At 54.3% G+C, this 22,550-nt stretch carries 23 protein-coding genes and 1 riboswitch; of the genes, 1 reads left to right on the top strand and 22 read right to left on the bottom strand.

Annotated elements, in window-relative coordinates:
- Nucleotides 1-153: 153 nt before the first annotated feature.
- From ileS to EKN00_RS04135, 16 genes are all read right to left on the bottom strand, one after another.
- Nucleotides 154-2,958 (bottom strand): isoleucine--tRNA ligase, encoded by a 2,805-nt coding sequence (ileS, locus tag EKN00_RS04210; RefSeq protein WP_127848895.1) that lies wholly within the window; start codon nt 2,956-2,958, stop codon nt 154-156.
- A gap of 299 nt (nt 2,959-3,257) precedes the next feature.
- A complete protein-coding gene (locus EKN00_RS04205) occupies nt 3,258-3,992 on the bottom strand; it encodes a DivIVA domain-containing protein (protein ID WP_164848019.1) in 735 nt (244 codons plus the stop codon).
- Between the two features lie 52 nt (nt 3,993-4,044).
- A complete protein-coding gene (locus EKN00_RS04200; protein WP_127848893.1) occupies nt 4,045-4,824 on the bottom strand; it encodes a YlmH family RNA-binding protein in 780 nt (259 codons plus the stop codon).
- Nucleotides 4,824-5,090, bottom strand: a complete 267-nt coding sequence (locus tag EKN00_RS04195) for a YggT family protein (RefSeq protein ID WP_127848892.1) — start codon at nt 5,088-5,090, stop codon at nt 4,824-4,826. Before EKN00_RS04195 ends, EKN00_RS04200 begins: the two co-directional genes overlap by 1 nt.
- 14 nt (nt 5,091-5,104) lie before the next feature.
- On the bottom strand, nt 5,105-5,572 hold the full coding sequence (locus EKN00_RS04190) for a cell division protein SepF (RefSeq protein WP_127848891.1): 468 nt from the start codon (nt 5,570-5,572) through the stop codon (nt 5,105-5,107).
- 20 nt (nt 5,573-5,592) lie between these two features.
- Nucleotides 5,593-6,795 carry a cell division protein FtsZ gene (gene ftsZ, locus EKN00_RS04185; RefSeq protein ID WP_127848890.1) on the bottom strand — a complete coding sequence of 401 codons (1,203 nt, stop codon included), beginning with the start codon at nt 6,793-6,795 and terminating at the stop codon, nt 5,593-5,595.
- Between the two features lie 26 nt (nt 6,796-6,821).
- Complete coding sequence (gene ftsA, locus EKN00_RS04180) at nt 6,822-8,135, bottom strand: cell division protein FtsA (RefSeq protein WP_127848889.1); 1,314 nt, start codon at nt 8,133-8,135, stop codon at nt 6,822-6,824.
- Nucleotides 8,136-8,267: 132 nt separating this feature from the next.
- Complete coding sequence (locus tag EKN00_RS04175; protein WP_127848888.1) at nt 8,268-9,062, bottom strand: cell division protein FtsQ/DivIB; 795 nt, start codon at nt 9,060-9,062, stop codon at nt 8,268-8,270.
- 40 nt (nt 9,063-9,102) lie between these two features.
- Nucleotides 9,103-10,203 carry an undecaprenyldiphospho-muramoylpentapeptide beta-N-acetylglucosaminyltransferase gene (murG, locus tag EKN00_RS04170; protein ID WP_127848887.1) on the bottom strand — a complete coding sequence of 367 codons (1,101 nt, stop codon included), beginning with the start codon at nt 10,201-10,203 and terminating at the stop codon, nt 9,103-9,105.
- A 43-nt stretch (nt 10,204-10,246) separates the two neighbouring features.
- The gene (murD, locus tag EKN00_RS04165) at nt 10,247-11,602 is read right to left on the bottom strand and encodes a UDP-N-acetylmuramoyl-L-alanine--D-glutamate ligase (protein WP_127848886.1); all 1,356 of its coding nucleotides are present in this window, start codon (nt 11,600-11,602) and stop codon (nt 10,247-10,249) included.
- A gap of 68 nt (nt 11,603-11,670) precedes the next feature.
- Nucleotides 11,671-12,633: a phospho-N-acetylmuramoyl-pentapeptide-transferase gene (gene mraY, locus EKN00_RS04160; RefSeq protein ID WP_127848885.1), complete on the bottom strand. Its 963-nt coding sequence runs from the start codon at nt 12,631-12,633 to the stop codon at nt 11,671-11,673.
- Between the two features lie 17 nt (nt 12,634-12,650).
- Nucleotides 12,651-14,789 carry a penicillin-binding transpeptidase domain-containing protein gene (locus EKN00_RS04155; RefSeq protein WP_127848884.1) on the bottom strand — a complete coding sequence of 713 codons (2,139 nt, stop codon included), beginning with the start codon at nt 14,787-14,789 and terminating at the stop codon, nt 12,651-12,653.
- Between the two features lie 17 nt (nt 14,790-14,806).
- Nucleotides 14,807-15,199 (bottom strand): cell division protein FtsL, encoded by a 393-nt coding sequence (locus EKN00_RS04150; RefSeq protein WP_127848883.1) that lies wholly within the window; start codon nt 15,197-15,199, stop codon nt 14,807-14,809.
- 13 nt (nt 15,200-15,212) lie between these two features.
- Nucleotides 15,213-16,148, bottom strand: a complete 936-nt coding sequence (rsmH, locus tag EKN00_RS04145) for a 16S rRNA (cytosine(1402)-N(4))-methyltransferase RsmH (RefSeq protein ID WP_127848882.1) — start codon at nt 16,146-16,148, stop codon at nt 15,213-15,215.
- A 2-nt stretch (nt 16,149-16,150) separates the two neighbouring features.
- Nucleotides 16,151-16,582: a division/cell wall cluster transcriptional repressor MraZ gene (gene mraZ, locus EKN00_RS04140; RefSeq protein WP_127848881.1), complete on the bottom strand. Its 432-nt coding sequence runs from the start codon at nt 16,580-16,582 to the stop codon at nt 16,151-16,153.
- Between the two features lie 230 nt (nt 16,583-16,812).
- Nucleotides 16,813-17,136, bottom strand: a complete 324-nt coding sequence (locus EKN00_RS04135) for a hypothetical protein (protein ID WP_127848880.1) — start codon at nt 17,134-17,136, stop codon at nt 16,813-16,815.
- A 184-nt stretch (nt 17,137-17,320) separates the two neighbouring features.
- Between EKN00_RS04135 and EKN00_RS04130 the strand changes: the two genes are divergently transcribed.
- Entirely contained in the window at nt 17,321-17,437 is a 117-nt protein-coding gene (locus EKN00_RS04130; protein ID WP_127848879.1) for a DUF4044 domain-containing protein, read from the top strand.
- A 53-nt stretch (nt 17,438-17,490) separates the two neighbouring features.
- Here EKN00_RS04130 and thiT read toward each other — a convergent pair whose 3' ends face one another.
- The 6 genes from thiT to EKN00_RS04100 form a co-directional block, all read right to left on the bottom strand.
- Nucleotides 17,491-18,060, bottom strand: a complete 570-nt coding sequence (gene thiT / locus EKN00_RS04125) for an energy-coupled thiamine transporter ThiT (protein WP_206611260.1) — start codon at nt 18,058-18,060, stop codon at nt 17,491-17,493.
- Nucleotides 18,061-18,113: 53 nt separating this feature from the next.
- A riboswitch (TPP riboswitch) is annotated at nt 18,114-18,211 on the bottom strand.
- A gap of 130 nt (nt 18,212-18,341) precedes the next feature.
- Nucleotides 18,342-19,157 carry an amino acid ABC transporter substrate-binding protein gene (locus tag EKN00_RS04120; protein ID WP_127848877.1) on the bottom strand — a complete coding sequence of 272 codons (816 nt, stop codon included), beginning with the start codon at nt 19,155-19,157 and terminating at the stop codon, nt 18,342-18,344.
- Nucleotides 19,158-19,159: 2 nt separating this feature from the next.
- The gene (locus EKN00_RS04115; RefSeq protein WP_127848876.1) at nt 19,160-19,795 is read right to left on the bottom strand and encodes an amino acid ABC transporter ATP-binding protein; all 636 of its coding nucleotides are present in this window, start codon (nt 19,793-19,795) and stop codon (nt 19,160-19,162) included.
- Between the two features lie 21 nt (nt 19,796-19,816).
- Entirely contained in the window at nt 19,817-20,473 is a 657-nt protein-coding gene (locus EKN00_RS04110; RefSeq protein WP_127848875.1) for an amino acid ABC transporter permease, read from the bottom strand.
- Nucleotides 20,474-21,085: 612 nt separating this feature from the next.
- Nucleotides 21,086-21,880 carry a septum site-determining protein MinD gene (minD, locus tag EKN00_RS04105; RefSeq protein WP_127848874.1) on the bottom strand — a complete coding sequence of 265 codons (795 nt, stop codon included), beginning with the start codon at nt 21,878-21,880 and terminating at the stop codon, nt 21,086-21,088.
- Nucleotides 21,880-22,536, bottom strand: a complete 657-nt coding sequence (locus tag EKN00_RS04100) for a septum site-determining protein MinC (protein WP_164848018.1) — start codon at nt 22,534-22,536, stop codon at nt 21,880-21,882. Before EKN00_RS04100 ends, minD begins: the two co-directional genes overlap by 1 nt.
- Between the last annotated feature and the right edge of the window lie 14 nt (nt 22,537-22,550).

Below are 22,550 nucleotides of genomic sequence, written 5' to 3'. Positions count from 1 at the left end.
GACCGCCACAGCGACCACGGCGAAGCACACCCGAGGCCCAGCCCGGACCCGGAGGCCAAACCCCGGAGCGCGGAGCCACCCCACCGATGCTAGGACAGCGTCAGCCATTAAAGAAAATCCCCGCAAGCACGAGGCTTGCGGGGATCTTGGTGACTACTTCTTTGCCTTTACTTCGAGGCCGGTTTCAACTGCTTCGGGGAAGCTTGTGCGGACAATCTTCGCACAACGTTCGCAAAGCATTGGGAATGCTGCATCAGTGCCAACATCGGTCCGGGTCATCCGGCAACGGTCACAAACCGTGCCTTCAGCATGCTGAACAACAATCGCACCATCGGCGAATTCAGCTGCATCAGCAGGCGCCTTGGTCCCTGCTGCCTGAACGTCGAGGGCGGAAACAATCAGCAACTGCTTCAGGTCAGCCTGGCCGTCAAGCTCTGCAAGAAGTGCGCTCAGTTCTGCGGTTGGGTAAACCGTCACTGCAGCTTCCAGCGACTTACCGATAACCTTGGCGTTGCGCGCTTCTTCAAGGGCCTTCTGGACTTCGCTCCGGAATGCAAGGAATGCGGACCACTTGGACTTCAGGTCAGCTGCTTCAGGCAATTCTTCGGCAACAGGCATGTTGGACAAGTAAGCGAACTCTTCGCTCTGGTGCAGGTATGGCCAGATTTCTTCAGCGGTGTGTGGCAGGATTGGCAGGAGGAGCTTCGTGAGTGCAACGAGTGACTTGAACATCACCGTCTGCATCCGCCGACGCTTGATGTCATCAGCTGCTTCGATGTACACAACGTCCTTGGCAAAATCAAGGTAGAATGCGGACAGGTCGCTGACGAGGAACGTGCTAATGGCCTTGTCAACGGCGGCAAAATCGTATGCCTCATAGTCCGCAAGAACACCCTTGATGACTTCGTTCAACCGAACAAGCATGTACTTGTCAACGGCACCGAGGTCGCCGTAAGCAACTGCGTTCTTTTCTGGGTCAAAGTCGCTCGTGTTGGCGAGCATGAACCGCATCGTGTTGCGAATCTTGCGGTAAGCCTCACTGGTCTGGGCGAAGTTATCCACGGAAACACGCACGTCGGAGCTGGCATCGACGGTGGCAACCCACAGCCGGATGATTTCAGCACCGAACTGCTTTTCGATGGTGTCCGGAACAATGGTGTTCCCGAGGGACTTACTCATCTTCTGGCCCTTACCGTCAAGGGTAAAGCCTTGGGACAAGATACCCTTGTATGGTGCAATCCCCGTTGCGGCAACCGCCGTGATCAGGGAACTGTTGAACCAACCACGGTACTGGTCAGAACCTTCAAGGTAAAGGTCTGCTGGGTAACGCAGTTCTGGACGCTGTGCAAGTACTGCCTGGTGAGATGAACCTGAGTCGAACCAAACATCCATGATGTCGGTTTCCTTAGTGAATTCACCGTGCGGGCTGTGTTCGTTCGTGTAGCCTTCAGGAAGCAGGTCCTTGGCGTCCTTTTCGAACCAGTAGTTGGAACCATGTTCAGCGAACAGATCCGCAACGTGGTCAATCGTCGCCTTTTCCATGATTGGTGTGCCATCTTCAGCGTAGAAGATTGGCAGTGGAACACCCCATGCACGCTGACGGGAAATTACCCAGTCACCGCGGTCGCGAATCATGTTGTAGAGACGTGTCTTACCCCAAGCTGGCTTGAAGTTAACCTTTTCAATCTGGTCAAGAATCTGCTGGCGGAAAGCGTCAACGGATGCAAACCACTGCGTCGTTGCCCGGAACACAACCGGCTTTTTGGTGCGCCAGTCGTGTGGGTAACTGTGGGTAAAGAAGTCGAGCTTGAGCAGGGCCTTCTTTTCCGTCAGTGCGGCAGTGACCATCTTGTTGGCCTTGTCGTAGAAGACACCCTCGAAACCAGGGGCGTTCTCGTTCATGACCCCGTGTTCATCCAGGACGGATTCAACGGGCAGACCGTACTTGATGCCGGCCTTGTAGTCATCTTCACCATGACCAGGAGCGGTGTGAACCAAACCGGTACCAGCATCGAGCGTAACGTGGTCGGCGTTGATAACAAGACTATCGCGACCGTAAAGTGGGTGGCTGGCAACCATCCGGTCCATGTCGCTACCCTTGAACGTCTTCTGAACTTGAACGTCCTTCCAGTCGAGTGCTGCGGAGACGCTACTGAGCATGTCTTCGGCCACAACGAACTTCTCGCCGTTTACGAGTACCTGCACGTAATTGAAGCGGGGGTTAACCGCAATCCCCTGGTTAGCAGGAATGGTCCAAGGCGTGGTGGTCCAGATAATGAACCGTGCGTCCTGGTCAACAATCCCCTTGCCGTCCTTAACGGGGAAGGCAACGTAGATTGATGGTGACTTAACGTCCTTGTATTCGATTTCGGCTTCAGCAAGCGTGGATTCGGAGGACCATGACCAGTAAACTGGCTTCAGGCCGTGGTAGATGTAGCCCTTCTCGGCCATCTTCCCGAACACGCGAATTTCTTCGGCTTCGAATTCCTTCTGGAGCGTGATGTATGGGTGATCCCAATCGCCGGAAACCCCGAGCCGCTTGAAGTCCTTCCGCTGCTTGTCGATTTCCTTCAGCGCGAAGTCACGGCACATCTGACGGTAGGTGACCATGTCCATTTCCTTACGGTGCACACCCTTTTTCGCCAACTGCTGTTCGATTGGCAGACCGTGTGTATCCCAGCCAGGGACGTAAGGTGAGTAGAAACCATTCATGGACTTGTAGCGCACGATGATGTCCTTCGTGACCTTGTTCAGGGCGTGGCCCATGTGGATGTTTCCGTTGGCAAATGGAGGGCCATCGTGAAGAATGAAGCTAGGCTTGCCTTCGTTCAACTTCTGGCGCTTTTCGTAAACCTTGTTATCTTCCCAGGCTTTTTCCCAAACTGGTTCGCGGTTTGGCAAACCAGCACGCATTGGAAAATCAGTCTTGGCGAGGTTCAAAGTATCTTTGACCTTCATGTTTTTCCTTCTTTCTTTTTTACACCACAAATATTTGCGGCTTTGAATCGCAGTTTTTAACCATAAAAAAAGCCGCCCTAATAAAATTATTAGGACGACTTCCATCGTGGTACCACCTAAATTCAGGAAACTAGTTCCCCTCATTCGGCGTTGTAACGGACACCAACCGTCCGGCCCTATGTATCGAACCGGTGCTCAGAACTGATATTAACGCTGGCTTATTCCCGAACTTGCACCAAACATCGGGTCGCTGCAAATAAGCTTGGGCGTTAACGCGTGTTCCTCAACGGAATGTTGTATTAATCCTTTGAAATTGGGGCATCAGGAAAGACGATTTCTGTGTAGTCTTCGTCCTTGGTGTCCGCTCCGGTTGAAGCTGCGTCGTCTGCTTCTGTTGCATCTTCTGCATCTTCTGCAGGCGCATCCTCTGCACCAGAGTTTACTGAATCTACCCCGTCTGTGTCAAGGTCTTTTGCAACATCAGCCGTTTTTTCTGCGTCATCCGCCGCATCTTCGTCAGTCTGAACGGGTTCGAACGGTTCGTGGTCAACTGCCGCGCTCCACTCTGCTCCCTTAACTGTTTCCAGCTCTGCCTGGAGCAACAGTACCAAGTGGTCCCGGAACTGCTTTGCGTTTTGGCGCAAATCTTCAGTCTGCAGTGCGAGCTGGCGTGAACGGTCATCGGCCTGGGTGAGAACATCCTCACTCTTGGCGTGAGCATCGTTCAGCACGCTTTCAGCATCGTCTTGAGCCTGCTGACGGACTTCCGCTGCTTCCGCTTCAGCAGCAGAACGAACACGGTCAGCTGCTTCTTGGGCAACAATGATGGATTGGTTCATCGCATCCTTCATGCCTTCGTAGTGCTTGACCTGTTCCTTGGTCGTCTTCAGTTCTTCAGCCATGCTGTCTTTTTCCTTCAGCACAGCCTCGTAGTCAGCGATAATCTGGTCCAAAAAATCATTGACCTGATCCTGGTCGTAACCACGCATTTTGACGTTGAAAGTTTTATCACGAATATCTAGTGGCGTAAGCATCGTCATCCTCCAATCTATGCTGCGAGTCCTTGCTGCCGCGCATAGTTTATTTTCATTTGACGAGCACCTTCAGGGCCACCCGCCAACGGTCTTTTGCCGTAATTCCCAAAATATCAACTAATTGAACCCGTCCATGTCCACGGACGGAAACCATGTCACCAGGCACCAATTGCGCATCTCCGCGTCGCTCGCTCAGCCAATTAATCTGAATGTCGCCGCTAGAAACCAGTTCCTTGACCTGACTGCGGGCCAGGTTAAAGCCCGCCGCCACGATGGCGTCAACCCGAATGGCGCTGACCACCGTCACCAAATCCCGAAACGGCACGTGCACTCGCAAAATGTCCGCTGCCGATACCGCTTGCCACTGCACCTTGGTCTTGCCGATTTGTGTCACGTTCATCGCGATAAAATCCGTAAGCGGCGCGGACACCGCCAGCTGCCAGCGACCATCTTGAGTGATGATGTCGCCAAACACCGACCGGTCTAAGCCATGGTGCACCATGCTCCCCAGAATTGTGCTGTGGTGAAGCGTGGTGAACTTGGCTGGATACTGACATTCCAGCACCGTGACCGCATAATCACTTGCCTCGGGGACAAAATAGTCCGGGGCAAAAAGCACGCGCTGCATTTCCGCGTTCGTAAATCCGCCATTGCCGTGCACGGTCACGCCGGCCTTAGCGCCCACCATTTCGGCCAGCACCCGCTGACGGGGATTCAAGAAGCTCGTTAACACGGGCCGGTACTCGCCATCTGCCTGATTAGCCATTTCGCGCAGGCGGTCAATGAGCGGCTGCTCTGCGGGGCGCACCCCGTGCATTGCTCCAGCTTGCATCAGTACATCATTCCAATGAAAATGTACGAGACAGCCTTGCTAACGAACCCGAGCAGAACCAGTGCAACCACTGGGGAGAAATCCAGCCCCGCAATAATCGGCATTACCCGGCGAATCGGATTCATCAGCGGCGCGGTAATCCGCTGGCAGAACTCATACACGCCCCGCAACTGGTCAATCTGAATCCAGGACAGAATCGCCTCGACCAGGATTGCCGCCTGCTCGATTTGAATCAGCAACATGATAATCCGGTAAATAATATACACTCGGTGGTGGCCCCCTAGTTTAAATCGTCAATGTTCAGGTCGTCTTGCAGTTTGCTGGCGAGCGTACCACTAACTTCGAAGTTCGCTGGCGTCACCAGGAAAATTCGGTCACCGACGCGCTTGATTTCACCGTTAACCGCGAACACCACACCCGTCATGAAGTCGACGATGCGCTTTGCGTCCTCGCCTTCAAGGTGCGTGAAGTTCACGAGCACGGCGGTGTCGCCAAGCAGGTTCCGGCCGATTTCCTTCGCATCAGAGTAGATGCGTGGTTCGTACAGTTCAATCTTCGCACCCTTCGCCGCAGTTTGGTTCATCGAAACCACATTGCTGCGGTTCGGCGCCACGCTGCTGCGGGCAGGTTGAGCTGGCGCTGGCTGCGCTTCTGCTTCGGTTGCAGCTGGTTCGACTTCTTCATCGTAGTCCTCTTCGGCGTCATTCATGTCGAAGAACTTACCAAATGCATTTCCAAGTTTACTCATAAGTGGTCACCTCCGTCAGTCTACTGACGACGACGCTTGAAGAATGGTGGCTGGTCATCGTCGTTCTCACTAGCTGTCTTTGCTTGGCTCTCAAAAACATCGAACTCAGTCTTCTTGGCGTTATCCAGCTCATCGTCTGCTGGCCGCGTTGCCTTCTGTTCAGGGTCACGCCGCATGTCCCAGTCAACGAATGGGTCACTGGCAGCGGACCGCTTTGCGTCAGCTGCTGGGCGGGCGCTGGTCTGCCGGCTTTCACCCTTTGCTGGGGTGGAATCAAGCCCGGTCGCGATAACCGTAACAACCACTTCGTCGCCCAGATCTTCGTTGATTGAGGTCCCGAAGATGATGTTAACGTCGGTCGTTGCGGCCTGGGTCACAATTTCAGAAGCGTCTTGAGCTTCGAACAGTGACAGGTCTGGGCCACCGGTGATGTTCAGCAGAACCTGCTTAGCACCATCGATTGCGACTTCAAGCAGTGGTGAGGAAATAGCCTTCTTGGTTGCTTCCACCGTCCGGTTCTCACCGGTTGCGGAACCAATCCCCATCAGGGCGCTACCCTGGTTGGCCATGACCGTCTTCACGTCAGCAAAGTCCAAGTTGACGTAGCCTGGGCTCGTAATCAAATCAGAGATTCCCTGGACACCCTGACGCAAAACGTTGTCCGCGGCCTTGAAGGCTTCGAGCATTGGCGTCTTCTTGTCAACGATTTCGAGCAGACGGTTGTTGGCAATGATAACCAGCGTGTCAACGTGTTCCTTGAGGGAAGCAATCCCCTCAGTGGCGTTCTTGCCGCGCTTTGGGCCTTCAAACGTGAATGGCTTGGTGACAACCCCAACAGTCAGTGCGCCCTGGTCTTTTGCGACCTTGGCAACAACTGGAGCGGCACCAGTACCGGTACCACCACCCATCCCACAGGTGACGAAAATCATGTCTGCACCCTGCAGTGCATCGGCGATTGCTTCTTCGCTTTCTTCGGCTGCTTTCTGGCCGATTTCAGGTGTTGAACCAGCACCAAGGCCGCGTGTGAGTTTCGGGCCAAGCTGAATCTTGGTTTCTGCCTTGGAGCTTGAGAGGGCCTGAACGTCGGTGTTCGCAACGATAAACTCAACGCCCTTAACGTCTTCGGCAATCATGCGGTTCACAGCGTTACCGCCAGCACCGCCGACCCCAATGACCTTAATTACTGCTCCCGTGTCGTTTTGTGGATCAAGTGAGAATTCCATCTTAGTTCCTCCTAATCGGGGATTATTTAATCAAAGAATGTGCCAAAGAAGCGTTTAAAGAATGGTTCCTTCTTCTTGGCAGGTTCGTTATCGTCATTATCATCATCTGGCACTTGCCGCGTTTCTTCCGCGGCCGCCACAGGAGCAGCTTTGGGCTTTTCCGGAGCTGCTACCGGACCAGACTTCAGTGCAGAAGCCACAATCCGGTTAATATCGCTCAGATTGGCGGCGGTGTGCACGAGCGCCAGGGCCTGGGTGAACGCGGGATGGCGCAACCCAACTTCACTTGGGACGTAAAGTTTTACTTGGCGGCCGAAGATATCATCAGCCAGGGCGCTAACCCCAGGCATGGCGGCATCCCCACCGGTAATCACAATTCCGCCCGGCAAGTCTAACGCGTGCGCTGAATCCAGCGCGTCGTTCAACCTGGTGAAAATCTGGGCCAAACGTGCCTCAATAATCTCGGCCAGGTACTTTTCCGAAATTGTGACCGGCGTGGATTTGCCCACCACCGTCACGGGGAAGGTTTGTTCCTCACTGGCGCTCATCGTGTCCGCTGTCCCGTACTCACGCTTCAGGCGCTCCGCATCGGGGAAACTGGTGTTGAGCACGACCGAGATGTCCTTCGTGACGTACTCGCCACCCTCAAGGTCAGTCGTGGTGAACTTGAGCTTCCGGTCGTGAATGACAGCGGCGGTACTTTGGCCGCCCCCAAGGTCAATGACAACCGTGCCAAAGTCCTTTTCACCGTCGGACAGAATGTATTCACCCAGTGCTTGTGGTGCCGCGATGAACATCTCCACCGCTAGCCCGGCCTTTTCAACCGCGCGCCGCAAGTTGTGGAGCACCGTCTTGGGTACCGTGAACAGCAGGCCGTGCATCTCGAGCCGAACCCCAATCATGCCGCGTGGATCATTAATGCCATCGAAGCCATCCACGACGAACTCATCGGGCGTTAGGCTAAGCACGGTCCGCTCCGGTGGCAAGTTGCGGGTGAGTGCGGTGCTGGCAACGTTGCGCACATCGTCAGCGGTGATTTCTTTGCTCGTATCACCAACGGCAATCATTCCGGAAACTTGTTCAATCTGGAGTAAGCTTGCGGGCACCCCCACAACCACGTTATGGATCGTAATCCCGGTTTTATCGGCGGCTTGCTGAGCCGCAGCCCGAATTGTCGCGGCAGTTTTATCGATATCGACAATCACTCCGCGTGACATTCCGTCCGCACGTTGACTGCCAACTCCGATGACACTCAGCTGGCCAGCCGTTATTTCGGCAGCAATCACTTTAATTGAAGTGGTCCCGATATCAAGACCGACATATATGTCTTGATTACCCATGTGTCTGGACCTCCTTATGTTTGACGTTATTAACGTTTTTATGTGCAATATTTATTATTAATACAATTTTGAGTTTACCACATTAGAAAAAGAAAGCGTACGCTATCCATGTCCTTTTCTTAGCTTTTCGCGTTATTTTCTGCTTTTCGGCTCAAAATAGGCCCCAACCTCTAAATCGACTGTCCCTTTGCCCTTAACTTGGCCGACAATATTGGGATAATATTTGATTTTTTTGGCCAGGGTGCGCGAGTCCGCAACGACCGTGTTACCGTCGTTCATGGTTAACGTGACCTGATATGGGTTCCCATTGCCGCGGGTAGCGCTGACCTCCGAAATATCCTGACGAATGGCCGGTGGAACCTTGGCCACTTCCTCGATAATGCTCTTCAGGTCCTGATTGAAGCCAGTGAACAATGGTAAACCTTGCTCCGGCTGCGCACTTTCGCGCCGCAAAATTGTACCGTTACTTAATACTGCGTGATTGCTACCGTCTTTGCTTACATAACCAACAGTGGTAAATTCTGAAACCTTGAGCGTTATATCACGTGCACCCTCCACCTTAACCGCCACTGTTTTGAGCGCCGGAATAGTGGATTGCACCTGTTTGGCGATGGTTTTATGATTCAATACCACTGCCGGAATATATGTTTTAGTGGTCATTTTGGTTGCATCAATCACATCCTGATTGGCCACGACCTGCGTACCCTTCACCGTAATGTCCGCCACCTTCGACCACGGCGAGGCCATGTAACCCGCGGCACCGGCGATAATCAGCAGTGGTAGTGTGATTAGAATCAGGTTGCGCAAATTCCGCCGGTGACGGATGTGCTGAACGTTTGGAAGCGGCTTGGGCAGTGGTTCGTGCACATACCGTGGTTTGACACCCGCGCTCTGATCTGGGTTTGCGGAAGTTTTCGAATCAGCCATCGCCGTCCTCCTTTCAGCAGCAGTTAACTACAAAAGTCATTTACTTAGCGTTCATTGCGTCCCGCAGCACCTGAATCAAGCGGTCCGTTGCGTCCGGAACCCCCAACTTCTTGGAGGCTGCGGCCATCCCGTTCAGGTGGCCCGCATCGCCCATCAATTCGTTAACCGTCGTCGTGAACTGGGCATCAAGGTTTGGTTCCTCAATCACAACCGCGGCCCCCGCCTTGGCGAGACTGTCCGCGTTGTGGAATTGGTGGTTGTGAGTCACGTTCGGACTTGGCACCAGCACCGCTGGTAAGCCCAACGCCGTCATTTCGGCTAGGGTTGTGGCCCCACTGCGACTGACGAGCAGCGCGACATCCGGGAGCACCTTCTCCATGTGGTCGATGTACGGCACAATCGCGACGTTGGCCGGCACGTCCTTGACCTGGGCCAGAACGTTATCGTAATGGGTCGTCCCCGTTGCAAAGAGCACTTGGTAGTCACCCTTAGCAAAGGTTGACATCCCGGCGATTGCGGCCTTGTTCAGCCGTGGTGCCCCCCGGGAGCCCCCGAAGATAAGCACGGTGCGCTTCTTCGGGTCCAGGTGGTATTCGGCAAGCTGGTCGTTAGGCTTCAGGCCCGCGACCTGCTGGGCCCGCGGGTTACCAGTGAGCACGGTTTTACTTGCCGGAAACGCTGAGGCAACGTCATTGAAGCTGATGGCAATCTTCGTGACGAAGTGTGCCAAGAACTTGTTTGTCACCCCCGCCACCGAGTTGGATTCGTGAATGACCGTTGGGATGTGCATCCGGCTGGCGGCGTAGAGTGTCGCGCCCGAAACGTAGCCCCCGGTACCAACGACGACGTCCGGTTTGAAGTCAGTGAGAATCTGCTTTGCGCGGCCCACACTGGCAAGGAACATCCGTACCGTTTTGACGTTGGTGGTCAGGCCGGAAAAACTAAGCCGGCGACTAAAGCCCTGAATGTTCACCGTGGCAAAATCCACGCCGTGCTTCGGGACGATGCGTGATTCGAGTCCACGCTCGGTCCCCACGTACAGGGCGGCGTCCAGCTCGCCAGTTTCTTGCAGTCGATCAAGCAATGCGAGGGCGGGATAGATGTGCCCGCCGGTGCCGCCGCCTGAGACTAGAATGCGCATAATAAAATCCTCCATTTACACCGCTGCGAATACTCCGCAGTGGTTACTTCAATTTCTCAACGTCGGCAATAAACAAATCGCCACGTTCTTCAAAGGTGTTGAACTGGTCCCAGCTAGCGGCTGCTGGTGACAGCAAAACCACGTCACCTTCTGCACTTGCCGCGTAAGCCGCGGGGACCGCTTCGTTCAGATTGTCCACCTTGGTGATGTCCTTGATGCCGGCATCCTTAGCCGCCTGCACCATCAGATCAGCGGTCTCACCGTATGTGACCAGGGCCTTAACGTGCTTTTGCATCAGCGGAACTAGGTCGTCCATTGGCAACTTACGGTCGAGGCCACCGGCAATCAGTACTTCTGGGTCCTTGAACGCGGTGATGGCAACGCTGGCCGCCTCAACGTTCGTAGCCTTACTGTCGTTGTAGAAGCGCCGGCCGTTAATGGTCGTTACGTACTGAATCCGGTGCTTAACCCCGGTGAAGCTGCTCAGGACGCTAACAATTGCCTCATCGCTGACCCCGTGCAGTTTTGCCACCGCAATGGCAGCCAGCGCGTTTTCAACGTTGTGGTCCCCAGGAATCTTGAGGTCAGAAGCCGGCATGATTGCATCGCCGTCAAAAGAGAGCTGGCCATCAATGAGGGCTGCCCGTGCACCCGCGGCGCCCTTGCGTGAAAATGGCACAATCTGGGCCTTGGAGCGCTTGGCCAAATCGTGCATCTCCGCCAGGTCCCAGTTCATCACGAAGTAGTCGTCTGCGGTCTGGTTCATGGTAATGCGCATCTTCGCGTTGACGTAATTCTCCCGGCTACCGTGGTAATCAAGGTGTGCCTCGTAAATGTTGGTCAAAACGGCCACGTGTGGGTGCAGCTTTGTGATGCCCATCAACTGGAAGCTAGACAGTTCGGCCACAATGGTTTCGTTTGGCTTTGCGTCCTGGGCCACCTGACTCAGTGGAATCCCAATGTTCCCAGCGGCGTGCGCAACCTGACCACCAGCGTTCAACATCAGGCCAATCAGCGTCGTGGTCGTGGTCTTCCCGTTGGTTCCGGTTACCCCAACCCAATCTGTTTCTGAAACCTCATATGCCAGTTCGGGCTCGGTAATGATTGGAATGTTCAATTCCTGGGCGCGCTTGACCATGGGGTTCGAGTACGGAATCCCCGGGTTTTTGACCATTAATTCAAAGTTCTCATCAAGCAGTTCAACCGGGTGGCTCCCGCTAATCACGCGAATACCGTCGGCGACGAGTGCCTGTGCATCGGGATTCTCGTGGAAATCCTTGGCATCATTAACCGTCACGTACGCGCCAAGGCGGTGCAACAAGCGTGCTGCGTTCAGCCCACTCTTAGCTAGTCCCAATACGAGTACCTTTTTGTTCTGATAATCACCGATTGTTTTCATGACAAGACTCTTTTCTTTTTTCAAAATATGTAAATTGGCGCCGCAGCACCAACTATTAACCAATTACGCTAAAAAGCCAGCAGGTAAATCGCGCTGGCCGCGATTCCAATCAACCAAAAAGTAATATCAACGCGCCATTCACTCCACCCGAGCATTTCAAAGTGGTGGTGAATTGGGGCCATCTTGAAAATCCGCTTCCCGGTCAGCTTGAACGAAGCCACCTGCAGCATAACGCTGGCGGTCTCGCAAACGAAGATGATCCCAATGAGCAGCAGGGACCACTCGCGGTGAAGCATCAGGGCAACGGCGGCGAGCATCCCGCCAAGCGCCAGGCTGCCGGCATCACCCATGAAGATCTGCGCGGGCTTGTGGTTGAACATCAAAAAGCCGAGCAGGCCACCAACAGCAGCGATACAGATTAACTCAACGTCGGTGCGGCCCATTTGTGCGGCAATAATGCCGTACGTGGCAAAGGCGATGCTGGCCTGACCGGCAACCAGCCCATCCAACCCATCGGTCAGGTTGACCGCGTTACTGAAGCCAATCAGCCAGATTGCGGCGAAGATGACGTAGAACCAAACGCTGTTGACCGTCCCGATGAACGGCATGGTCAGCGTTGGCGCGAAGCCCTCACGGAAGAAGACAAACAGGAAGATGCCGGCACCAATGAGTTGCCCCAGCAGTTTCTGCCATGCCCGCAATCCCAAGTTGCGCTTAAGACTGACCTTCACGAAGTCATCGGAAAAACCCAGTGCCCCGTAGAGAATCAGGATGAACAGCGCCATGAGCGCCGAGGTGGTTAGGTGGTGCTGCCAACTGCCGTACCACAAAACCGTGACAACGATGCCGAGCATAAATACCAGGCCACCCATTGTTGGTGTACCGCTCTTCTTTTCGTGCCACTTCGGCCCTTCCTCACGAATCATCTGGCCTTCCTTTTTCGCGCGCATGTACATGATGAAAAACGGAAGAATCAGCGACGTGATGGCAAAAGCCGACACGAACGGAATTAGAATGTGTGCTAACTGCATCGAAAAAACCTCAATTTCTATTTGCTTGTAAAGGTAACGGTTACCCCGTCGCCCGTAATTAGTGAGCCAGCTTTCAGCGTCTGGGCGGAGGCATAACCTTCACCCTTCAGCTTAAACTTCACACCGGTAATCTGGGCCAATTTTAACACATCCGACTTGCCCCAACCACTAACTGACGGCATTGTCATCGCCCCGTTAGTCATCAGGATCACCCGACTGCCTGCCATTGCCTGCTGATTTGCTGTCGGCAATTGCTGGACAACCTCGTTGCCCGTGCCCACAACTGCGACCTTAAACCCGGCCTTTTGCAGTTCGTTTTTGACCTCATTTTGGTTTTTGCCTTCAAAATCCCCGACCGTGTTCATGGTGGTCCCGACACTTGAGGTGGCGTTACTCTCAAGGGCAATCGCGCGCTTGATGAGTGGCTTGAAGATTGTCGCCAGCACGTCGTTGGCGCTCTTCCCGTCGGTGATCTTCGGCTGCTTCATTGTGAGGTAAACGATGTAATTCGGGTTCTTGCTTGGTACCATCGCCGCCACGCTGTGCAGGTAATTCTGCGATCCACGCAGGTAACCGTGACTCCCCGAAATCTGGGCGGTACCGGTCTTCACGCCGACGTCCATGCCCTTGATGGCGTATGAGCCACCGGTCCCGTTCGGATCAGTAACGACCTTCACCATCGCCTGCCGCACCTGGGTTGCCGTATCCGCGGAAACAACCTTGGCCAATTCCTGCTTGCCGTACTTGGTTTCCTTACCGCTGCCAGACACCGTCTTGGCCACAATGCGTGGTTCGACCATCCGGCCACCGTCAGCCACCGCCGACATCGCCCGCAGCATCTGCGCCACCGTCACACTAATGGCTTGCCCAAACGCGGTGCTTGCCTGGTCGGGGGTGCTGCTGTACGCAATCCGGCCGGCACTTTCGCCGGGCAGGTGCAGGTTCGTCTTCGTGCCGAACCCAAACTTGTGTAGGTAAGACAACCACGTCTTGGCGCCCATAGTCTGTTCGAGCTTAACCATCCCGACGTTACTACTACGCGTGAACGCCTGGCTGAGTGGAATCATCCCCCACCCGGCCTTGTTCCAGTCGTACAGCTTGGCGCCATCGACGGTCACCTCACCGGATTTGTAGTACTGGTTAGGGTTGTAGTTGCCCGAATTGATGGCGGAAGCAAGCGTCATGATCTTCATGACCGACCCGGGTTCGTACACGTCCTGGACCAGCAGACTGCGCCACATGTTGGTCAGGCCACTACCGGTGGTTGGCTCATACGTTGGCCGCTGACTGGTAGCCAGAATTGCGCCGGTTTTGGCGTTCATGATGGTGGCCGTCATTGTGGTTGGCTGGTACTTCTCCTGTGCCGTGGTCATCAAGCTTTCGAGGTAATTCTGCAGGTTGCTGTTGATGGTGGTGTAAACCGTGCCGCCATCCTGCGCCTTTTTGATGATCTTGGTCGTGCCGTCAATTTTGTACTGAAAACTATCCGTCTGGTATTGTTCCTGGCCATTGTGACCGCTGAGTAGGCTGTTAAAGGACTTCTCCAGTCCCATCGTCCCGGTAATCTTGGTCAAACCGGTCTTGGTGGTCGTCGCGACGGTGCGCCCGATTTCGTGTGATGCGAAAATTCCGTTGGGGTAGAGACGGGCCGGCGTGGTCGAAAAATGAATCCCCGGCAGTTTTTCCTTCTGGATTGACTGCTTGGTGGCCAGATTCAGGCCGCTCCCCGCCCCACCGAATTCAACCTGAGTTGTCCGCGCGCTGCTTGGCGTCAGCCGCTCCAGTATCTTAGTTTCGGACATCTGCAGGTACTTTGCGAGCGTCTGGGCGGTTTTTACCTTATCCTTAACCACCTTGCGCTTGTCACCTTCGTACTGGTGCTTAATGATTGCGTACACGGTGTACGTGTTCCCCGTCTCCGCAATTGCGTTCCCGTCGGCGTCAACGATTTCCCCGCGGCGGGCAAGCACCGTCTTCGTGTGCGTCACCTGCGTCAGACGGGACTTGGTCAAATTATGTTCGTCCGCTTGGCCACGGATGATAACTGTGTATTTCCATACACACGCAAACAACGCAAGAACCGTCAGCAGCATCAGGCATAGCCCGAACCACTGGCGGTTTCTCCGCAGACGACTTAACATCTGCTTTTCTGACATTCGTCCCCGGCGCTTACTCATTTGACCGCCCGCTTGATGCTGCCCTCAATCACGGTCAGCCCATGTGCTTTTGCAAACGCGGTCAGGCGAGCTGAATCACTCAGTTCACTGACGGATTGCTGATATGTATCGATCTGCGTCGAAGTTTGACTGATCTTTTCTTGCGTGTCCTGAAGTGTGCGCCGTGCACCAGACAGCCCGAACTGGGCGAACAGGCACAAGATGGCAATTGCCGTCACGGCCACACCAATCGCACACACAAGCAGGCGTTCAACTGGCGAGAACGCAACGTGCTTTTGCGGCTGAACTTGCACACTGGGTGCTGCCTGTTTTTTCGGAGCCTGTTTTGGATTCTGCTGAGGCTGTAATGTTGTCTGGGGGTCTAACGCGCGTGCTGTGTTATCCACCATCTTCATCACCTTTCTACTTCACTCGTTCGATTACGCGCAGCTTTGCGCTGTGCGCACGGTGGTTCTGCTCAATCTCTTCGTCAGTTGGCAAAATCGGCTTACGGGTTATGAGCTTGTATGGTGCCTGCATGTGGTCCGGCAATACCGGCAGGCCACGTGGTACTTCAGGCAGGGATGATACTTCGCGGAACATCGTCTTCACGAGGCGATCTTCCAGTGACTGGAACGTGATTACGGAAATCCGGCCGCCGACGTTCAGCAGCTTCAGGGCATCGGTCAGTGAATCTTCCAGTGCGCCGAGTTCGTCGTTGACCGCAACGCGCAGGGCCTGGAAGGTCTTCTTCGCGGGGTGTCCGCCGGTCCGGCGCGCCGCGGCGGGAATGCCAGCCTTGATGAGGTCAACCAGTTCAAACGTGGTCTCGATTGGCTTTTCGGCCCGCGCCCGTTCGATTTGGCGGGCAATCTGCTTGGCGAATTTTTCCTCACCGTAGCGGTTCAGAATCCGGACCAAATCGTTGAACGACCATTCATTGACGATGGTGCGGGCCGTCAGTTCCTGGCTCTGGTCCATGCGCATGTCGAGTGGTGCGTCGAACCGGTACGAAAACCCGCGCTGTGAATCGTCAAACTGGGGACTGGAAACCCCGAGGTCGTATAACACCCCATCCACGCTGGTAACACCCTCGTCGCGCAGCGCATCGGCAATGTTGCGGAAGTTGGTGTGGAGCAGGTGCAGGTTCGCCGGGAATGGCACCAGGTTCTTGCGCACCGCCGCAATCGCGTCGGCGTCCTGATCGAAGGCGTACAGCTGACCGGTTGTGAGTTGCTTTAGAATCTGCTGGGTATGGCCTGCGCGTCCGAGCGTCGCATCCACGTAAACACCGTCAGGCTGAATATTAAGCTGATTTGCTGCGGTGTGCAGGAGCACCGTCTCGTGTGTGTATTCCATTTTTATAACCCGAAGTCCATTAGATTTTCGGAAATTTCATCAAAATCTTCTGCCGCCGAATCGGCAAATGTGTTCCAGCGGTCCGCGCTCCAAACTTCAATCCGGTTCGCAACCCCCACCAGGACGCATTCCTTGGTGAGACCCGCGTGATCCATCAAGGGCTTCGGGACGTTAATGCGTCCCTGCCGGTCAAGTTCACATTCGGTTGCCGCTGAGTACAGGAAGCGAACAAAGGTCCGCGCATCCTTCTTGGTTAATGGTAGTTGTGCAAGCTTGGTTTGCAGCGCCTGCCATTCTGAGTCGGGGTAGCCAAACAGGCAGCCGTCCATGCCACGGGTCAACACGAAGTTAGCCCCCAATTGCTCGCGGAACTTCGCGGGAACAATCAGGCGGCCCTTTGCGTCCAGATTGTGATGATATTCACCCATGAACATTGGCCGGCACCCCTTCCATAGTGCTAATATTACCACAATCCCCCACTTCTCACCACAATTTACCCCAAAGAACCATTTTGTTACCAAAATGAAAAAATTAATAACATAAAAATAGTACATACGTTCGTAAAAATAGGCAAAAAAATACCGGAAAATCAACTTTTCCGGTCAAATTTTCGATTGTGGGGGTTGGTGGGGGCTAAACCCACTTTTCCCCGTAAAATATCGCGTTATGCAAAGCCGATGAGCGCGCCGACCCACCAAATCGTGGTGAATAAGCCCAAAATAACCGCCATCTGGCTCAGATACCTTTTAAATAACAAATCGTCGTCGCGGCTAACGATAAGAAAAGCCCAGACGATACCGCTTACAGCAGCCATGCTGAGGCATAAAAAAAAGTAGTCTGGCTCCACCCGCCCCACCTGGAGCCAAATTATGCTCAGGTTCACAAGCGGCAAGAAATAAAGGGGGACGCGGCCCCACCCATATTTCTTGGTAATAGCCATGCCAACGCAGGTAATCACTATCCAAATTATTGGCACCACGACTGTCAATCCGATTCCTCCACTCATCCAATCACGATAATCTTTCTATATGATAGTTTACCGTTCGCGGCCGGGTATGTCGACAATAGTCGCAAACCTTTAAGTAAACGGTACGGTTGCCGCAACACATATTGCGAAATTATGCGAAAACGGGTAGACTTATTCAGAAAGTAAGCCAAAGGTTGTGAATTCAGTGAGTGAAAAGAAAAAGAAGAGCACAATGGCCAAGGTCACACAGGTCGTTGTGTGGATGATGTTGATTGTTACCATCTTGGGTGCCGTTCTCGGTGGCCTCGCTAGCTTCATGTAATACTAAAACAGCCAGTGATCAGCGCAAAAGCGCTTTTCACTGGCTGTTTTTTATTATTTGCTGACCCGGAAAAGTTGTGGTGCCGGCAGGTAAATTGCCACAAGCACCAAGACGGTCACGATAGTCGAGACCACCGCCGATCCACCATTAACAATTAATGAGTACAACCAGGCTGACTGCCCCTTGGGTGCGTAACTGCCCCAGTAGATAATCCCGGCAATGAAGTGGCAGAAATACTTGGCCAGCGCGCCGAGAATAGTCCCGAGAATGATATAACCCGTGACCGTCCCCTTGCTGTGCGCCCCCGCCAGACCCGCTGCCGCAAATCCGGCTAACCCGACAACCGCAAAGGCAATTGGGTACTCTAGAATCCCCTGCCAAGCGTTCAGGACGCTGCCGCTGGAAAATCCGCGCAGGACCATGTCAAGCAGTCCCCAGACCAGCCCGGCGGTGAGCCCCGGCTTGACGCCACGGCGCAGCGCGTACAGAACAAGCGGAATTAATCCGAACTGCACCTCAATGGCCGAAACCCCAACGGTGTGGGGAATGTACTCCAACGCCTCGGCGAAGGCCACCATGACGGCGCCTTCCACCAGTACGTTTAACTTTGTTTCTTGCATCAATAGTCACTCCTTTGTGTTTTGCACCACACAGAGCAAAATAAACCGCCAAGCGGAATATTCATTTCCACAAATCCCTACGCTCGTACTAACGAACAGGTTCGAAGGGTTTAGGCTAGGCCAATCTCAGCACGCGGCTCCCCTTTGTGGTGACTATACGTTCAGGCTACATTCCCGCAGTTTGCTTGTCAAGAAACTGATTTTTTTACTGTGTAGACGAGCCCTCTCTATAGAAGTAATTGGCCAAAGAAAAAGCCGTGCGGATTACGCACAGCCAGTTTTCTTTATTGTTGCGCTGAACCGAACCACTTCTTTTGAATCTTGGCCAGTTCACCGTTTGCCTTTAGGTCGTCCAACGCCGCATTAATCTTGCTGGCGAGGACCTTGTCGCTCTTGCGCATCCCAATTGCGAATGATTCAGCCGGGAAGTTGCCGTCCGTAATCCGGTAAGCCCCGGGATTCTTCTGGTGGGCAACGTAGTAACGGCCGTAAACTTCATCAATCACAATCCCCTGAATCCGGTTGGCGTTCAGGTCAATGAATGCATCGTTAAAGGTGTCGTACAACACTGGTTCCTTGCCCTTGACCAGGTTCTTCAGCTTAGCCGGCTGGGCATCGATGTCGGCCGCGCCACTGGAACCGGTCTGGGCACCGACCGTCTTGCCCTTCATGTCAGCAAAGGACTTGATGTTGTCCTTGGACTTAGTGACCAGGATTTGGTGGTTCTTCAGGTATGGCTGGGAGAAGCGAACAACCTTCTCGCGATCCGGCGTCACGGAGTACCCGTTCCAAATCAGGTCAATGGTCTGGTTCCGCAGCTCGGTTTCCTTCATGGACCAGTCGATTGGCTGGAAGCTAACCTTAACGCCATATTCTTTGAAGACGGCCCGCGCTAGGTCGATATCGTACCCGACGACGGCCCCGGATTTGGCCCGGAAGCCCATTGGGACAAAGGAATCATCGAGACCGACGACAACCTTCTTATCCTGCTTGATCCGTGGCCACGAATCCTTGGTGGTGGTCCGTGCGCATGCGGCAAGTGACGTTACTGCAATCACGCTGAGCGCTAAGGCCATTAACATTTTGGTGAATCTGCGCATAATTACGCCTCCAATCCGATGGGCATCTTGAAGACCGTGTCAGCGACCTTGGCCGCAAAGTCCATATCGTGCGTTACAACTACCTGGGTCATCCCCGCCTGCTTGAACTGGTTCAGCATGTCCGCAACGTTGTCCCGCAGTGCTGGGTCCAGCGCGCTGGTTGGTTCGTCGTAGAGCAGAACGTCGGGGTTCAATGCCAGCGCGCGGGCAATTGCGACCCGCTGCTTTTGCCCACCTGACAGCGTTGATGGGTAGGCATTTTCCTGTTCGGTCAGGGAAAGCTGGTTCAGTAGTTCATCAGCCTTCTTGTCCGCGTCCGCCTGGCTGGTGCCGCTCAGCGTTGGCGCCAAGGTGATGTTCTTGCGGACGGTGTACTGGGGGAACAATGCGAAGTTTTGGAACACAACCCCGAGAATCCCCTGCTTCCGCAGCTCTTCAGACGTGGTCTTTGCGCCGTTCCAGGTCATTTCGCCCTGATCAGCGTCCTCCAGCCCCGCGATGATGCGCAGGAGTGTGGTTTTACCAACCCCGGATGGGCCAACGATTGCCAGCGTCTTGCCGTCAGTGACCTGCAAGTTCAAGTTCTTAAGAATGGTGCGACCATTAAACTGTTTACTAATTCCGGTTAATTCAAGCATATCGATTTCCTCCGTCAAACTCTAATCGAAGTTCGCAAACTTCTTTTCCACTTGCTTCTGCACCATCGTGAGGACGAATGTCAGTAGCAGGTAGATAATCCCAACGAGCACGAGTGGTACCAGCGTTACGTCGCGTGCGGATGCAATGTTCCCGGCCCGCAGCAGGTCGCCAATCCCGATTACGTATACCAGTGAGCTATCCTTGACCAGGTTGATGACTTCGTTCCCGATACTTGGCAGCACAATCTTGGTAACCTGGGGGATGATGATGTAACGCAATGTCTGCCAGCGCGTCAGGTTGAGCACGGTTGCGGCTTCAAACTGGCTGCGGTCGACGGCTTGGAACCCGCCCCGGAAGATTTCTGCGAAGTACGCGGCGTAGTTCAACACGAAGGCAAAAATCACGGCTGAGTTACGGTCAAAGACGACGCCGATGATTGGCAGACCGTAGAAGACGAAGATGAGTTGCAGCAATAGTGGTGTGCCCCGGAAGATCCAGGTGTAGCAGTTCAGAATCCAGCGAATGGCCACGGCCAGCGGGTTCTTGGTCCCCTTCGTCAATCCCAGGGAAAGCAGAATCCCCAGTGGAATTGAGATGACCAAGGTTAGTGCAAAGACCCATAACGTTGTCCAAGTCCCATTTAATAGTGCGGGTAGAATCTCGCCAATGTAGTTCATAGATTTTTCCTCCAAAATGATAATAATTTCAGTAATTGATGTCGTTGATCGGTGAACGCAAAAACGCCCCCTTGCAGCTAACTGCAAGAGGGCGCTAAGCGCGGTTCCACCTCATGTACGTTTGTCGCTCACACGGCAAACCTCACGTGGTTGAATTACCAGGTTAGTTTGACAAAGGGTGGATATATAAAAACCGCCCTCCTGCGTGCGATACGCAAGAGGGCGGTTAATCCGCGGTTCCACCTCATGTACGTCTGCCAGTCACCTGACAAACCTTACCTGGTTGATAATTCAACCACCGACTGTAACGGGTCAACCCGGGAACGCCTACTTAATTCAACGCTCCGCTCACGGATGTGTGTAACTGCTGCAACCACCCACTTCTCAGCTTGTGCGGGTTCTCTGTGTGTTGCTGGTCAGCTACGATTCCGATCAACGATTTCTGATGTTGTGACTAATTTACAACGTGTCCGCCGAACTGTCAACCACTTTTCTGAATTAATTTTAATTATTTTCTCAAAATAGCTTCGTAATTAACCAGCTAACGGCTAAACTATTGCGCGAATTATGTCGAATTGCCCATAATCCGGCGTTATTTTAGCAACGGGCCATCTATGACCGATGGAACAGGCGGGACCAGAAGCCCTGCTTGTGCTCCACAATCTTGGCGAGCGGCACGGTCTCGCCGAGAAGGCGGCGCGCAACGTCCCGGTAACCCCTGGAAGCGGCGTTGTCCGGATTCATGACGATGGTCTCGCCCTTGTTGGACGTGGCAATCACCGCATCATCATCGTTGATGACCCCGAGCAAATCAATGCCGAGGTGCGCGGTGATTTCGTCGATATCCATCGCGGTCCCATCCGTTTGCATGTGGGCCCGCACCCGGTTGATAATCAGGTGGGGTTTAATCGACATCGGCTTTTGCTCGATGAGGCCCACCACCCGGTCGGCGTCGGACACCGCACTGATTTCCGGTGTCGTGACGACAATCGCGCCGTCCGCGCCGGAGACCGCATTGCGGAACCCCTGTTCAATTCCGGCTGGGGAATCGAGAATGATGAAGTCAAAATCAGGCTTCAGGTCACTGACAATCTCGGCCACCTGTTCCGGATTAAGCGCGTCCTTGTCGGCGTTTTGCGGCGCCGGCAGCAGGTACAGTAGGTCATCAAAGCGCTTGTCCTTGATGAGTGCCTGGTGCAGCTTGGCCCGACCGTTCGCCACATCCACAATGTCGTAAATGATGCGGTTAGAAAGACCTAATACTGCGTCCAGGTTGCGGAGGCCAATGTCCAAATCCAAGAGGACAACCCGCTTACCCTGCAAGGCAAGGGCAGTCCCGATGTTCGCACTGGTGGTCGTCTTCCCGACCCCACCTTTACCTGATGTCACAACGAGTGCTGTTCCCATTATCCTTCCTCCATTTGGTCAAAAATCTGTGGACGAAGCTGCCTGAGTGCGGCGAGCTTGTCGTGTGCGAGCAAATGCTGATCGTTAATGAAGCAGACCGACGCTTCCGGATAGTTCGCCGGATCGACAATCTCCACCGCATCCGCAATGCGCACCTGGGTCAGCTTGGCCAGGTTTCCGGCAACCACCGCGTGCCCGTTATCCGGGAAGCCCGCGTGCACAATGCCGAGGGCCTCACCGAGGATGTACACCGACCCGCTTGCGCGCACCTGACCACCTGGATGCAGCGTCCCGGCAAAGACAACGTCACCGCTATAGGTCAGCACCTGGCCGGAGCGCACAATCCCCCCAGCAAAGTGGGTCTTGGCCGCCGCCACGCGTGCGTCCACCGTTTCGGCGGCAACAACGCCGCTTGAAACCATGCGAATCGCAAACCGCGGATACTGGTCAAACACTTTGTCGAGTGCCTCCCGCTGGTCCTTCGCCCAAAGGCGGTTGCCCGTCTCAACGGTGAAGTTCACGTTGCCCTCGGGTGTGTCCTTGTACAGGCGCCCAAGCAGCCCGTTAAGTTGTTCAAGAATGTCCGCAACAGCAGCGTCTGCGTTCAGGCGCAGGCCAAAACCATCTGCTGTTCCCTTCAGAATTACCGCGTCCATACAGTACCCCCACT

This window comes from Lacticaseibacillus hulanensis (assembly GCF_004010095.1).
Classification (GTDB): domain Bacteria; phylum Bacillota; class Bacilli; order Lactobacillales; family Lactobacillaceae; genus Lacticaseibacillus; species Lacticaseibacillus hulanensis.
Note: the sequence above shows the minus strand (reverse complement) of the source record. Positions and strands in the feature narration are given on the sequence as shown.

Excerpts from the sequence above, each read along its gene's own strand:
- ftsA (WP_127848889.1), bottom strand. The coding sequence starts at position 8,135 with ATGGGTAATCAAGACATATATGTCGGTCTTGATATCGGGACCACTTCA.
- ftsZ (WP_127848890.1), bottom strand. The coding sequence starts at position 6,795 with ATGGAATTCTCACTTGATCCACAAAACGACACGGGAGCAGTAATTAAG.
- EKN00_RS04155 (WP_127848884.1), bottom strand. The coding sequence starts at position 14,789 with ATGTCAGAAAAGCAGATGTTAAGTCGTCTGCGGAGAAACCGCCAGTGG.
- EKN00_RS04110 (WP_127848875.1), bottom strand. The coding sequence starts at position 20,473 with ATGAACTACATTGGCGAGATTCTACCCGCACTATTAAATGGGACTTGG.
- murD (WP_127848886.1), bottom strand. The coding sequence starts at position 11,602 with ATGAAAACAATCGGTGATTATCAGAACAAAAAGGTACTCGTATTGGGA.
- EKN00_RS04205 (WP_164848019.1), bottom strand. The coding sequence starts at position 3,992 with ATGCTTACGCCACTAGATATTCGTGATAAAACTTTCAACGTCAAAATG.
- rsmH (WP_127848882.1), bottom strand. The coding sequence starts at position 16,148 with ATGGAATACACACACGAGACGGTGCTCCTGCACACCGCAGCAAATCAG.
- minD (WP_127848874.1), bottom strand. The coding sequence starts at position 21,880 with ATGGGAACAGCACTCGTTGTGACATCAGGTAAAGGTGGGGTCGGGAAG.
- EKN00_RS04100 (WP_164848018.1), bottom strand. The coding sequence starts at position 22,536 with ATGGACGCGGTAATTCTGAAGGGAACAGCAGATGGTTTTGGCCTGCGC.
- EKN00_RS04115 (WP_127848876.1), bottom strand. The coding sequence starts at position 19,795 with ATGCTTGAATTAACCGGAATTAGTAAACAGTTTAATGGTCGCACCATT.
- murG (WP_127848887.1), bottom strand. The coding sequence starts at position 10,203 with ATGCGCATTCTAGTCTCAGGCGGCGGCACCGGCGGGCACATCTATCCC.
- EKN00_RS04175 (WP_127848888.1), bottom strand. The coding sequence starts at position 9,062 with ATGGCTGATTCGAAAACTTCCGCAAACCCAGATCAGAGCGCGGGTGTC.
- mraZ (WP_127848881.1), bottom strand. The coding sequence starts at position 16,582 with ATGTTCATGGGTGAATATCATCACAATCTGGACGCAAAGGGCCGCCTG.
- EKN00_RS04190 (WP_127848891.1), bottom strand. The coding sequence starts at position 5,572 with ATGAGTAAACTTGGAAATGCATTTGGTAAGTTCTTCGACATGAATGAC.
- EKN00_RS04150 (WP_127848883.1), bottom strand. The coding sequence starts at position 15,199 with ATGGTGGATAACACAGCACGCGCGTTAGACCCCCAGACAACATTACAG.
- mraY (WP_127848885.1), bottom strand. The coding sequence starts at position 12,633 with ATGCAGTTAGCACACATTCTAATTCCGTTCGTGTCGGCTTTTGCCATC.
- EKN00_RS04120 (WP_127848877.1), bottom strand. The coding sequence starts at position 19,157 with ATGCGCAGATTCACCAAAATGTTAATGGCCTTAGCGCTCAGCGTGATT.
- ileS (WP_127848895.1), bottom strand. The coding sequence starts at position 2,958 with ATGAAGGTCAAAGATACTTTGAACCTCGCCAAGACTGATTTTCCAATG.
- EKN00_RS04200 (WP_127848893.1), bottom strand. The coding sequence starts at position 4,824 with ATGCAAGCTGGAGCAATGCACGGGGTGCGCCCCGCAGAGCAGCCGCTC.